The following is a 12,281-nucleotide window of genomic DNA, read 5'->3' on the forward strand; positions in this document are numbered from 1 at the left end:
GAGAGCAGATCATGGCCAGCACCCTCACACCCGACCCCCGGCCCAACCACGGCGAGCACGACCCCGACCAGACCGGCGTCACCCCGACCGAGGCCGACCCCGTCGCCCACCCCGAACAGCCGCCACTCGACGATGACGCCTCCGGCCTGCCCGACAAACCGACCGAAAACCTCGGCGACTTCGCCTAATTGTCAGCGACGCGGCGCTATCCCGCAAGGATCAGCGCCGCCCCGCTCAGGATCGCCGCCACCGCGCCCACGCGCTGCGCCGTCACACGCTCACCGAGCGCAAACACCCCGATCAGCAGCGCCATCACCATCCCCGTCTCGCGAAGCGCGGCAAGCGGTGCGGTCGGCCCCAGCGCAAACGCCGTCAGCGCCGCGCCATAAGTTACGATCGACAGCGCCCCCGCGATCACGGCTGCGCGCCACTGCGTTCCCACGCCTGCAATGATCCGCCCGCGCGACACAATCGCGAACATTGCGGTCACGCCCACGCCCATCGCCACGAACAACCAGACGATATAGCTCGCCGCGGACGGCGCCGCGCGAACGCCGTGCGCGTCGATCACCGTGTAGAGCGCGATCGTGCACCCGGTCAGCAACGACCAGCCGAGCGCGCCGCGCCCCAGATGCCGACCCACGACCAGCAACAGCATCGCCTCGCCGATCAGCGCGATGCCCGCCACCTGCGCCACGCGCACCGGCTCGCCCAGCAAGCCGATCGTGACCACCGCGGTCAGAAACGGCGCCGTCCCGCGCAGGATCGGATAAGCCGCGCTCAGGTCGGCCTGCTCATACGCGCGGATCAGCGCGAAAAGGTAGATCAGGTGCGCCGCCGTGCTTGCCGCCAACCACCACCACGCACCCGCGGGCGATGCCACGAACGGCAGCACCGGCAGCAGGATCAGCGCGCTCGCACCATCGGTCAGTGCGCGCGCCGCCAGCTTGTCGCGGCCGACCCCAAATACATTAGGCGCCGATTGCGTTGACGACTGCGTGCACCGATCCCGACACGATCATCAGCACGGCGGCGAGGGTGAAAGGCGTAACGGCACCGCAGCGTGCCACGCGTTGCGCTTCACGTCACCAGCTTGCGCAACCCCGCGATCGTGTCCGCCTCGTGCGCGGGCTTGTCGGTGCGGATGCGCGCGATCCGGGGAAAGCGCATCGCCAACCCCGATTTGTGCCGCTTCGAATCGTGGATCGAATCGAATGCGATCTCCAGCACCAGCGATCGCTCGACCTCGCGCACCGGCCCGAAGCGGTTGGTGGTATGGTGCCGCACGAACCGGTCGAGCTGGCGCAGTTCCTCGTCGGTGATCCCCTGATACGCCTTGCCGACCGGCAGCAGCTCGCCCTCGCCCGCCGCCCCGCCGGTCCAGCACCCGAAGGTATAGTCACTGTAATAGGACGATCGCCGTCCGTTGCCGCGCTGCGCGTACATCATCACGCAATCGGCAGTCAGCGGATCGCGCTTCCACTTGTACCACAGACCTGCGCGCCGCCCCGCAACATAGGGAGCATCGCGGCGCTTGAGCATCATGCCCTCGATCGCCGCGTCGCGCGCGCCCATGCGGATCGCCTCCAGCGCGGTAAAATCCTCCGCCTCGACCACCGCCGACAGGTCGAACCGGTCGGGATCGAGCCGCGGCACGAACGCCTCCAGCCGCTTGCGCCGCTCGCTCCAGCCGAGGGACCGCAGGTCTTCGGTCCCATCGAACAGAATGTCGTAGAGCCGCACGAACGCTGGGCTTTCCTCCAGCATCTTGGCCGATACGACTTTCCGCCCCAGCCGCTGCTGCAGCGCATTGAAGCTCGCCGCCCCCCCGCCGTCCTCCAACGCGCCGCCCTGCACGTCGCCCTTCACCATCAACTCGCCGTCGAGCACGCCCGGCGTGCGGAACGCCGCCGCTACGTCAGGAAAGGCGCGGGTCACGTCGTCGCCGGTACGGCTGTACAGCCGCGTCTCGCCGTGCCCGGTCGCATCCACGACGTGGACCAGCTGGACGCGGATACCATCCCACTTCCACTCCGCGACATAGTCGGACAGATCCACGCGCAGATCCTCCAGCGGGTGCGCCAGCATGAAAGGTCGAAACACCGGCACGTCGGCGGGCGTCGGCTGCTCGCCCGCGCCCTCGCCCCAAGCAAACAGCGTCGGGTACGGCGGCTCCAGCCCGTGCCACACCTCCTCCACCGCATCGACGTCGAGCCCGAACGCGTCCGCCAGCGCCTGCTTCGCCAGCCTGGACGACACACCGACGCGAAGCGAGCCCGTCGCCATCTTGAGCAGCGCAAACCGCTCCTCCGCGTCCAGCCGGTCGAGCATTCCCGCCAGCACCCCGCCCGCATCCGACCGCGACAGATGCATCAACCGATCGACCACCGCCGACACGGTCAGCGGCTCGGCGTCCACCACGCCCTCGGGCGTCGGCCACAGCAGCGCGATCGTCTCCGCGGTGTCGCCGACATATTCGCGGCTCATCCGGAACAGGACGGGATCGAACCGTTCCTCGATCAGCGCGCGCAGCAGCGCCGGCTTGACCCCCGGCAGGTCGAGGTCGCCCGTCAATGCCGCCATCGCCCAGCCGCGATCGGGATCGGGCGTCACGCGCAGGTAATCGCCGATCAGCTTCAGCTTGGCGTTGCGCGACCGGGTATAGATCAGCGAGTCGAGAAGCTGCGCAAAGGCGTGCATGGGTCCGTAACGATCGGCACGCGGCGCGGCTCCGTGTTCTGGGGCTCTTCGCCGGCGTTAGTTGCCACCCTCCGTCGCGCCTTCGATCCCCGGCACCGCCGCCAGTCGCTGCTCGAAATCGCTCGCGATGTCAGCCAGCGACACCTCGGACAGCCGGTGGATCAGCAGCGCCTCCGCCTTGCGCAGCGCGCTGCCCAGCGACTCGTTGACTGACTGCTCGACCAGACAGGCGGGTGCCGGGTCCGCCGGGCCGAGCGCAAACACGCGCTGCTCGCCAAGCGCGCGGTACACGTCGAGCATGGTGAGCTGACCCAGCCCGCGCGTCAGCATCCACCCGCCGCCATGCCCCTTGGTCGACCGAACGTATCCCGCCTCGCGCAGCCCCGCCATCGTCCGCCGCACGACGACCGGGTTCGTTCCCAGCATCACCGCCGCCGCATCCGACGTCAGCGGCCCATCCATCCTTCCCATATGGATCAACAGGTGCAGCATTCTCGACAGGCGCGCGTCCATCAACCCTCATCTCCGATCACGTTCGCACAGTCATGTAACTTCATATGTTGCACATGATGCACAAACCACATATGTAACATCGGTAATTACGTGAAAGCAGTTCGATGTACGACGCAATTGTTATCGGGGGCAGCTTCGCAGGGCTGTCGGCGGCGTTGCAGCTGGCACGTGCACGGCAGCACGTCCTGGTGATTGACGCCGGATCCCCGCGCAATCGCTTCGCCGACGAGGCGCACGGCTTCCTCGGGCAGGACGGTCGCGCACCCGCGGCGATCATGCGCGACGCTCGCTGTCAGCTGGAGCGCTACCCCACGGCCGAGACCCTGTCGGGTGAGGCAAGTCACGCCGCGGCGATCGAAGACGGCTTCACGATCACGCTGTCGAGTGGCGGCGAGCGGCGTGGACGCCGGCTGATCCTGGCGACCGGCGTGTCGGATCAACTGCCCGCGATCCCCGGGCTGAGTGAGCGCTGGGGTGCCACCGTACTCCATTGCCCTTATTGCCACGGTTACGAGATGCGCGACCTGCCGCTCGGTGTCATCGCCGCGCACCCCCTGTCGGCACATCAGGCGATCCTGATCCCCGACTGGGGCCCGACCACCTATTTCACGCAAGCTGAGTTCGAACCCGACGCGGCCGAGCTTCACGCCTTTGCCGCGCGCGGCATCACGGTAGAACGGACGCCGGTGGTCGAACTGCTCGGCGACGCGCCTGCCCTGGAGGGCGTGCGATTGGCGGACGGCCGCATCGTCGCGCTGTCGGCGGTCTTCACCGCCCCGCGCACCAGCCCGTCGACGCCGCTCGCCGCGCAGCTCGGCTGCGCCCACGAAGACGGGCCGACCGGTCCGTTCGTCAAGGTCGACCAATGGGGCGCGACCTCGGTACCGGGCGTCTGGGCGGCGGGCGATGTCGCGACGGCCATGCACAACGCGACACTCGCCTCCGCCGCAGGGGTACTCGCCGGCATCGGCGTGCATCAGGCGGGGGTGCGCGCCTCGACCACGTGAAGTCAGACGCCGGCCACGCCAGCATGTGCCTGCACCGCGTCGGCGCAGTGCCAGGCATTGCCGGCCGCACTCATCCGGAGCGCTTGCGCGGCGGGGTGCCCGCACTAAACCCCGCCACCATGCAACGCCGCCTGCTTGTCCTTCTTCCTGCCGTGATCGTGCTCGCGGTCGCCGCGTTCGTGGCTGGCGTGTGGAACGCGCGCGCCGATCCAGTCGTCCGACAGGCGGACGTGAAATTGCACGATTGGCCCGGCGACGCTGCACCGCTCCGCGTCGCGGTGATGAGCGACATCCATCTCGGCAGCCTCGCGATGGATCAGGCGCGGCTCGACCGCATCGTACGCCAAGTCAACGCGCTCCGCCCCGATCTCGTGCTGATCGCGGGCGACTTCATCAACGGCTATGGTGCCGCCGATGCGCACGCGGTCGAGGTGCCGCTGACGCACGCTTTGTCGCACCTTGAGGCCCCGCTCGGCGTCGTCGCGGTGCCGGGCAATCATGACCACGGCACCAGCATGGCCGCGGTCCGCACCGCGCTGACCCGCGCGGGCATCACCGTGCTCGCCAACGAAGCGCTACGCCGCGGTCCGCTCGCAATCGGCGGCGTTGATGACGATTACAGCCACTTCGACAATCTGCCCGCCACACTGGACGAACTGCGCCGGACCGGCGGTGCGGCGCTGCTGCTGACCCATTCGCCCGATCTCGCGACCAAGCTGCCAGCGCAGGCACCGTTCCTGATCGCCGGGCACACGCACTGCGGTCAGGTGCAACTGCCACTCATCGGGCCGCCGATCCTGCCGGTCCGCACCAGCCGGCGTTTCCTGTGTGGGCTGGTCAGCGATGCCGGGCATCAGGTGCTCGTCACCGCCGGCCTCGGCACCAGCGACATCCCCGTCCGCTGGCGCGCGCCGCCCGACCTCTGGCTGCTGACCATCGGCCCGGCGGACCCGGATCGTTAATCGATCGCGGACTTGACCGCCTTTCCGGTCAGCAACGCGATGACGAGGAAGATGGCGAACAACGCGATTGCGATAAAGAACAGCACCTTGGCGATCCCGACGAACGTCCCCGCCAGACCGCCGAAGCCGAGCAGGCCGAGCACCAGCCCGATGACGAGGAAGGTAAGCGCGAGCTTGAGCATGAACATTCTCCAAATTGCATGAAAAGGCGACCGCCCAAGATCAGCCGAAGCGGCACCCAAATTGAGCGTGCCGCCTCGACCGGCTACACCGGCTCAGCCCTTGCGGCTGGCCTCGAACAGGAACCACGCGCGCTCTTCGGCCTGGTCGATCCAGTCGTCCGCCAGGCTCGACGTCGCGGTGTCGTTCGCTTCCTCGGCCTTCTCGCGCGCACGGCGCAGCGCCTCGACCAGCTTCAGGTTATCTTCGCGCAGCTCGGCCAGCATGTCATCGGGCGACACGAACTCGCGGTCGTTGTCGGCGACCTGCTGGCGGCGGCTGATATCGCCGATCGAGCGCAGCGTGGTGTTGCCCGTCTTGCGCACGCGCTCCGCGATCGCGTCGGTCACGCCCAGGATCTGCGACGCCTGATCGTCGAGCATCAGGTGATAGTCGCGGAAATGCGGCCCCGACACGTGCCAGTGGAAGTTCTTGGTTTTCAGGTACACCGCGAAGCAATCCGCCAGCGCGACGTTCAGCGCGTCGGCCGCGGTCATCGTGTCATTGCGGGCTAGGTCGGTCGGGGTAGCGAGCTTGGGATCGATGTCGGCCACGGCTCAGGTCTCCAGCTAGGTTTGATTTCGCCCCCACAACGAGCCCGCCGCCGAATGGCTCCCCGCCCCCTTTTACATCAGCCGCGTCAGACCAGCCTGAGCGCGTTCAACCCGATCACCACGCCCGCGATCAGCAGGATCGCCGCCGCCGCGACGCGCAAGCCCTTGAGCGGCAGCCTGAGCCACGCCGCCTCGCCCAGCGCCACCGCGACGACGTTGACCGCGCTCGCCCCCAACACCGCGCCCACCATCGCCGCCCATGGCAGCGTGCTCCGCCCGGCGAGTGCGGCGACGATGAACTGCATCCGGTCGCCGAACGCCATGATGGCGAGCCCGGCGATGCTGGTGAACGCCGCGCCCGTTCGCCATCCCTCCAGCGGATCGGGTCGCTTCAACCGAAACCCGGTGCCTGCCCCCGCCAGCACCAGCGCGAGCGCCAGCAGCAACAGTCGCGCCTCGGGCGTCAGCAGCGCGGTCACCGCCAGCCCCGCCGCCACGCCGATCGCGTAGTTGAGGCTGAGCGCCAGCACCGCCGCCAGCACCACCAGCACCGGGCGTCCGAACCGGTCGGCGAAGATCGCCGCCAGCCATGGCGTCTTGTCGGACAGTTGCGTGATCGCGCCCAGCACGATCGCGGCCATCAATGCATCCATCGCGTCAGCCGCTCGTGGAAAGCGAACGCGTCACGCCACGAACCGGACCTGGCACGCCGCCGCGAACGTGTCCGACGCCGCCGCATCCTGCCGCTCGCTCGCCACCGCCTCGCCCAGCATCCCCAACCAAGCGTGGACGATCGGGCCATGATCGCCGCGCGCCAGCGCGCGCTCGAGCTGCTGCGCCACCACCAGCGCGGGCAACATGCCGTTCGCGCGCGCGATGCGGCGGATCTGGTCGATCTCGTCGATCAGCCGCGCCGGGCTGCTGCGCCACTCGATCGCCGCCACCCGCCGCACCAGATCGGCCCTGACCGCGCCCGCGTCTGCCCGCTCCTGCTCCTTGCTCATTCCGGCCTCCCCTCCGCCCTCCACCGCATCATGCGCGCGCCGCGGTTAACGCGCGGCTAAATCGCAGAGCCGGGGGACGATAGAACCACCGCCGAGATACCTTGACTTGGGGTCACGAATCCGTCATTCGCCCTCACCAGACGCGGCAAGGCAGCCCAGCGGGCACGCCTCGCCGCTTTTTGTTTTCTATTCGTACAGGATACGGTCATGGCAAAGCCGACCACCGTCAAGATCAAGCTTGTCAGCTCGGCTGACACCGGTTTCTTCTACGTCACCAAGAAGAACCCCCGTACCCAGACCGAGAAGCTCAGCTTCCGCAAGTATGATCCCGTCGTGCGCAAGCATGTCGACTTCAAGGAAGCCAAGATCAAGTAATCGCGCCGGCGGCCTCGCGCCGCCGCAGGTTACGCTGCTATGCAAAAACCGCGGTGGAGCGATCCAGCGCGGTTTTTTGGCGTCGAAACTCTCCCCAGCGGGGACAGGGGTCACAGCAGCGCGCCTACCGCCTGCATGAACCGCGCAAGGCTGATCGGTTTCGACACATACGCGTCCGCCCCCGCCGCACGGATGCGCTCCTCGTCCTCACGCCCCGAATAGGCGGTCACCGCCATCACGGGAATGTGCCGCAGCGCCTCGTCCGCCTTCAATTCCAGGATCAGCTCGTACCCGGTCACGTACGGCATCTGGATGTCCATGATGATCAACTCGGGCATCACCTCGCGCGCGCGCGCCACCGCCTCGCGCCCATCGCGCACCGCTTCCGCCGTAAAGTCATGCGCGCGCAGCAGGTCGCAGAACAGCTTCAGGTTCAGTTCGTTGTCCTCGACAACGAGCACCCTTTTCGCCACGTGTTCATCAACCCCTTTTCAACGCGTCCCAACCCTTGGCAAGAGATAGGCAATGCGCACGCCCCTGACAAATGCGAAGACCGGCGCACGAACGAGCGGTGCCGGCGATCCCGACGCCGCCGCCGCTCTGGCGCTGTCCGCGCTCGCCTGGGTATTGTCGGACGATGACCGCGCCGGCCGGCTGCTGACGCTCACCGGCCTGGCGCCGGGCGACCTGCGCGAGCGACTGGGCGAACCTGCCGTCCTCGCCGCCGTGCTCACCTATCTCGAAAGCTACGAACCCGACCTCGTCGCCTGTGCCGAAGACCTCGGCACCCGCCCCGAAACCCTCGTCGCCGCGCGCGCGATGCTGGAGCATGCATGACCCGTCCCCTCCTCATCACCGATTGCGACGAAGTCCTCGTCCACATGGTCCGCCATTTCGCCGACTGGCTCGATCAGGAGCATGACGTCGACTTCGCCTACGGCTCATGGGAACTCGCCAAGAACATGCGCCGCCGTTCGGGCGAGCCGCTGACCCAGGAGGAGATGTGGGGCTATCTCCACGGCTTCTTCCCCGACCAGATGCACCGCCAGACGATCGTGCCGCACGCGCGCGAGGCGATCGCGGCGCTGGCTGAGCAAGCCGACGTGGTGATCCTCACCAATTTGCAGGACCAATGCCAGACGCACCGCGTCGAACAGCTCGCCGCCTTCGGCATCCCGCACCGCGTCGTCTGCAATCAGGGCGGCAAGGGCACGCCGGTCGCCGCGCTTATCGCCGAGTACCAGCCGAGCGTCGCGGTCTTCGTCGACGATCTGCCCGTGCATCATCAATCGGTCGCCGAGCACGCGCCCGATGTCTGGCGGCTCCATATGGTGTCCGAACCGCAACTCGCCGCCGGCATCGCGCCTGCCCCCGCCGCACACGCCCGCATCGACGATTGGCACGAGGCGCAGGCGTGGATCGAGGCGCGCTTCGCCGCCGCAGAACCCGCTCCGCCAATCGAGGTGCTCGCCACCTCTTGACCTCTTGAGGCACCGCGCCCAATCCGCAGCCCATGACCGACCAGATCGACCGCAAACTCGCCGACCTCGGGCTCGAACTGCCCCAGGCCGCGGCCCCCGTCGCCTCCTACACCCCCGTCGTCGAGGCGGGCGGGCTGCTCCACATCTCGGGCCAACTTCCCTTCAAGGACGGGCAGATCATCACCGGCCGCCTCGGCGACGATGTCAGCCTCGAAGCCGGGCAGGAGGCGGCACGCGCCTGCGGCCTGATGCTGGTCGCGCAGATCAAGGCGCACATCGGCAACCTCGCCCACGTCAAGCGGATCGTGAAGCTCGGCGTGTTCGTGAATTCCACCCCCGACTTTACCGACCAGCCCAAGGTCGCGAACGGCGCGTCGGACCTGATGACCGCGCTGTTCGGTGATGCCGGCAAGCACGCGCGCTCCGCGGTCGGCGTCGCCGTCCTGCCGCTCGGCGCCGCGGTCGAAGTCGACGCCATCGTCGAGATCGAACGCTCGCTCTGATCCGTCTTCGGGGCGGGTGCGGATCAACCCACCCGCCTCCCCCGTCATCCCGCGTCGCTCACGCTGGGTGACGAAGGCGAATAGGCCACCCCTATTCCTGACGCCGCCGCGCCCCTATCTTGGCGCGCAATGACCGCCATCACCGCACGGATCGCCGACGGCGTTGCCGCGATCCCCGCCGATCAGTGGGACGCTTGCGCCGGATCGGCCAATCCGTTCGTCAGCCACGCCTTCCTCAAGGCATTGGAAGATTCAGGCAGCGTCGGCGCACGCACCGGCTGGCAGCCGATCCCGCTCGTCATCGACGGTGACGATGGTGTTCCGATCGCGGTCGCGCCTGCCTACGGTAAGAGCCACAGCCAGGGCGAGTACGTCTTCGACCACGCTTGGGCCGACGCGTGGACGCGCGCGGGCGGTGACTATTACCCCAAGCTACAGCTCGCCGCCCCCTTCACCCCCGTCCCCGGCCCCCGCCTGCTGCTGCGCGATCCCAGCGCCGCGCCCGCGCTGATCGCCGCGATCGAGGCGATGACGCGCCAGCACGAACTGTCGAGCGCGCATGCCACCTTCGTCACGCCCGATCAGCTGCCGTTGTTCGAGGCCGCGGGCTGGCTGATCCGCGAGGGCACGCAGTTCCACTGGCAGAACGATGGTTACGCGACCTTCGACGACTTCCTCGCCGCGCTCGCCAGCCGCAAGCGCAAGGCTATCCGCAAGGAACGCGCGGCCGCGGTCGCCGGCCTGACGATCCGTCACCTGACCGGCGCCGAGATCGGCCGACGCGAATGGGACGCCTTCTGGACCTTCTACCAGGATACCGGCAGCCGCAAATGGGGAACACCGTACCTGAAACGCGCCTTCTTCCCGCTGCTGGGTGAGGCACTCGGCGACCGCGTGCTGCTGATCCTTGCCGAGCGCGACGACGTGCCGATCGCGGGTGCGCTCAACCTCATCGGCGAGGACGCGCTCTACGGTCGCTACTGGGGTTGTACCGAGGACGTGCCCTTCCTCCACTTCGAACTCTGCTATTATCAGGCGATCGACGCCGCGATCGCGCGCGGGCTGAAGACGGTCGAGGCCGGCGCGCAGGGCGAACACAAGCTCGCGCGTGGTTATTCGCCGGTTCCGACATGGTCGGCGCACTTCATTCCCGACGCCGGTTTCCGCCGCGCCGTGTCCGACTTCCTTATCCGCGAACGCGCCGCGGTGGAGAGTGACCAGCACTTCCTCGAACAAATGACTCCGTTCAAACGCGGCTGACCGCGCCCGCTACTTCCCGATCGCGCCGCTCGCGATCAACCGCTCACGCCGCCGCCGCATGAACTCGACGATATAATGCGGGATGCCCAGCTCCTCGTCGGTTGCTTCCGGCGCGGGCACCGAATGGTCGATGCGGAACAGCACCGACGAACTCGTCGGCGAGCGCCACACCGGCACCAGACCGGGCGCAAAACGCGGGTTCCACGTCGGCGGACGGATCAGCCACACATAATCGAACGCGGCGCGCGGCAGACGCCCGATCGCATAATTGACCGGCCGCCACCATTCGCCGCGACACCTCACCGGCGTGACGATCTGCGTCGGATCGTGCGAGTAACCACCCGCCGCGTCATAGCGGACCGTCATCAACTGCCCGCCCGCCATCGACCATTGGTCGTCAGTGTACGCCAGCCGCCGCTCGAGCGCGAGCGCGGGCATGTGCTCCAGCCGGCTCATCCGCCAGTCGTTGTGGCAATTATGCCCGACGAATGACAGCAGCCGCGCACCGACCGGCACGTGATTGAGCGCGACCAGTTCCTCGTCGTAGTCGCGATCGAACATCGCATAGCTGACGGTTGTGCCGGCGATCCGCACCAGAAAGAACGCGAGCCCGACCGCGGCCAGCACGCTCGCGTGGCGGAACGTCATGCCGGGCTTGGGCCGGATCGCGATCACCGCGATCGCCAGCATGAACGGCGCGAGCCGCATGTCGGCATAGGCCGATCCGAACACGATCCGCGGCAGCACGATGAACACCGCCAGCATGAACAGCGCCGACAGCCCCAGATGCCGCGAATAGGTGATCCGCGGATCGCGTAGCGCCTTGAACAGCACCAGATAGATCACCGCGACCGACGCCACGTCGAACCACAGCCAGCGGTCGCGTAAGGACATCAACACCCAGGCGATCTTGGTGCGCCAATAAAAGAAATCGGCCGTCTGCCCGGTCACGTCCGCGCCCGATCGCCACGCGACCATCAGCACCATCGGCAGCGCCAGCGGCACGCAGCCCAAACCGGCACGGAACCAGCTCGCCACCCAATGCCCCGACTGCCGATCCTTCCTCAGGTCGTGCTGGCGGATCATCTCGGCGGAGAAGGCAAGCACGCCCAGCACGCCCCAGCCGAACGTGTGGCAAACCCATAGCAGGCACGACAGCGGCACGAACACCGCCGCGCGCAACCGCAACCGCCTCAGTCGCGCCATCCTGAGCCAGAGCGCGAACAGGCACAACGCCAGCGCCATCGACAGCGCGAAGTTCACGAAGCCGAACTGGAACGGGTAACCGTAGGCGAGCGGCAGCGCGAACAACGCGGTCGCCGGAATGCGCCCCTGTACCTCGCGCGCGATCCACAGGAAACCCGCGACGGTCAGCGCCGGAATTGCCATCACGATCAGCTTGACCGCCGGCTCCAGCCCGATGATCGGCGCCAAGGGCTCGATCAGCAGGTCGACGCCCAGGTTACCGATCAGCGACCATTGGAAATCGTACCAATCCGCCAGCCACGCATGCGCGCCACGGTCGAGCTGGACGCGGTAGCGCCCCATGTGCCCGGGCAAATCGACGATCGGCGGGATGTCGGGCCAGATCAGCGGCACGCACGCGATCAGCGCCGCCGCGACGACGAACCACCTGGTCTGCCACCAATGAAGCCGCACCCCCGCGTCCATGTTCAGCGCCTTACGGGCGACAGGGGTGTGCC

The 12,281-nt window shown here is 67.8% G+C and carries 17 protein-coding genes; 8 read left to right on the forward strand and 9 right to left on the reverse strand.

The genetic code is table 11. From position 1 onward, the window contains the following. The first annotated feature begins 11 nt into the window (after positions 1-11). Positions 12-188, forward strand: a complete 177-nt coding sequence (locus tag SMN802W_RS18265; RefSeq protein WP_019516716.1) for a hypothetical protein — start codon at positions 12-14, stop codon at positions 186-188. A 17-nt stretch (positions 189-205) separates the two neighbouring features. Here SMN802W_RS18265 and SMN802W_RS16820 read toward each other — a convergent pair whose 3' ends face one another. From SMN802W_RS16820 to SMN802W_RS0109740, 3 genes are all read right to left on the reverse strand, one after another. After that, complete coding sequence (locus tag SMN802W_RS16820) at positions 206-883, reverse strand: DMT family transporter (protein ID WP_238560173.1); 678 nt, start codon at positions 881-883, stop codon at positions 206-208. A 197-nt stretch (positions 884-1,080) separates the two neighbouring features. Further along, positions 1,081-2,700 carry a cisplatin damage response ATP-dependent DNA ligase gene (locus tag SMN802W_RS0109735; protein ID WP_019516719.1) on the reverse strand — a complete coding sequence of 540 codons (1,620 nt, stop codon included), beginning with the start codon at positions 2,698-2,700 and terminating at the stop codon, positions 1,081-1,083. 57 nt (positions 2,701-2,757) lie between these two features. Beyond that, a complete protein-coding gene (locus tag SMN802W_RS0109740) occupies positions 2,758-3,213 on the reverse strand; it encodes an RrF2 family transcriptional regulator (RefSeq protein WP_019516720.1) in 456 nt (151 codons plus the stop codon). A 104-nt stretch (positions 3,214-3,317) separates the two neighbouring features. Between SMN802W_RS0109740 and SMN802W_RS0109745 the strand changes: the two genes are divergently transcribed. Together SMN802W_RS0109745 and SMN802W_RS0109750 are read left to right on the forward strand one after the other, a co-directional pair. Then, complete coding sequence (locus SMN802W_RS0109745; RefSeq protein WP_019516721.1) at positions 3,318-4,220, forward strand: NAD(P)/FAD-dependent oxidoreductase; 903 nt, start codon at positions 3,318-3,320, stop codon at positions 4,218-4,220. Continuing rightward, complete coding sequence (locus SMN802W_RS0109750; protein ID WP_238560174.1) at positions 4,217-5,182, forward strand: metallophosphoesterase; 966 nt, start codon at positions 4,217-4,219, stop codon at positions 5,180-5,182. The genes SMN802W_RS0109745 and SMN802W_RS0109750 overlap by 4 nt, the downstream gene beginning before the upstream one ends. On the opposite strand, the gene SMN802W_RS0109755 is transcribed toward SMN802W_RS0109750, so the two are convergent. From SMN802W_RS0109755 to SMN802W_RS0109770, 4 genes are all read right to left on the reverse strand, one after another. Continuing rightward, positions 5,179-5,364: a DUF1328 family protein gene (locus SMN802W_RS0109755; RefSeq protein WP_026325968.1), complete on the reverse strand. Its 186-nt coding sequence runs from the start codon at positions 5,362-5,364 to the stop codon at positions 5,179-5,181. The genes SMN802W_RS0109750 and SMN802W_RS0109755 overlap by 4 nt on opposite strands. Positions 5,365-5,457: 93 nt before the next feature. Beyond that, positions 5,458-5,898, reverse strand: coding sequence for a Dps family protein (locus SMN802W_RS0109760; protein WP_051083574.1), 441 nt, complete (start codon positions 5,896-5,898; stop codon positions 5,458-5,460). Positions 5,899-6,041: 143 nt separating this feature from the next. Continuing rightward, positions 6,042-6,596: a TMEM165/GDT1 family protein gene (locus SMN802W_RS0109765; protein ID WP_238560175.1), complete on the reverse strand. Its 555-nt coding sequence runs from the start codon at positions 6,594-6,596 to the stop codon at positions 6,042-6,044. Positions 6,597-6,638: 42 nt separating this feature from the next. After that, a complete protein-coding gene (locus SMN802W_RS0109770; protein ID WP_019516726.1) occupies positions 6,639-6,959 on the reverse strand; it encodes a hypothetical protein in 321 nt (106 codons plus the stop codon). Between the two features lie 207 nt (positions 6,960-7,166). On the opposite strand from SMN802W_RS0109770, the gene rpmG reads away from it, so the two are divergent. Continuing rightward, positions 7,167-7,334 (forward strand): 50S ribosomal protein L33, encoded by a 168-nt coding sequence (gene rpmG, locus SMN802W_RS0109775; protein WP_019516727.1) that lies wholly within the window; start codon positions 7,167-7,169, stop codon positions 7,332-7,334. Between the two features lie 110 nt (positions 7,335-7,444). Here the strand turns inward: rpmG and SMN802W_RS0109780 are convergent, their stop codons facing one another. Beyond that, complete coding sequence (locus SMN802W_RS0109780) at positions 7,445-7,807, reverse strand: response regulator (protein ID WP_026325969.1); 363 nt, start codon at positions 7,805-7,807, stop codon at positions 7,445-7,447. A gap of 52 nt (positions 7,808-7,859) precedes the next feature. Between SMN802W_RS0109780 and SMN802W_RS0109785 the strand changes: the two genes are divergently transcribed. The 4 genes from SMN802W_RS0109785 (at position 7,860) to SMN802W_RS0109800 (ending at position 10,578) form a co-directional block, all read left to right on the forward strand. Further along, complete coding sequence (locus tag SMN802W_RS0109785) at positions 7,860-8,171, forward strand: DUF3572 domain-containing protein (RefSeq protein ID WP_019516729.1); 312 nt, start codon at positions 7,860-7,862, stop codon at positions 8,169-8,171. Beyond that, positions 8,168-8,815, forward strand: a complete 648-nt coding sequence (locus tag SMN802W_RS0109790; protein ID WP_019516730.1) for a hypothetical protein — start codon at positions 8,168-8,170, stop codon at positions 8,813-8,815. Before SMN802W_RS0109785 ends, SMN802W_RS0109790 begins: the two co-directional genes overlap by 4 nt. 32 nt (positions 8,816-8,847) lie before the next feature. Further along, positions 8,848-9,318, forward strand: coding sequence for a RidA family protein (locus SMN802W_RS0109795; protein ID WP_019516731.1), 471 nt, complete (start codon positions 8,848-8,850; stop codon positions 9,316-9,318). A gap of 129 nt (positions 9,319-9,447) precedes the next feature. Then, positions 9,448-10,578, forward strand: a complete 1,131-nt coding sequence (locus SMN802W_RS0109800; protein ID WP_019516732.1) for a GNAT family N-acetyltransferase — start codon at positions 9,448-9,450, stop codon at positions 10,576-10,578. A gap of 9 nt (positions 10,579-10,587) precedes the next feature. On the opposite strand, the gene SMN802W_RS0109805 is transcribed toward SMN802W_RS0109800, so the two are convergent. Further along, a complete protein-coding gene (locus SMN802W_RS0109805; protein WP_019516733.1) occupies positions 10,588-12,249 on the reverse strand; it encodes a hypothetical protein in 1,662 nt (553 codons plus the stop codon). Between the last annotated feature and the right edge of the window lie 32 nt (positions 12,250-12,281).

This window comes from Sphingomonas sp. Mn802worker (genome assembly GCF_000382485.1).
Taxonomy (GTDB): Bacteria; Pseudomonadota; Alphaproteobacteria; order Sphingomonadales; family Sphingomonadaceae; genus Sphingomonas.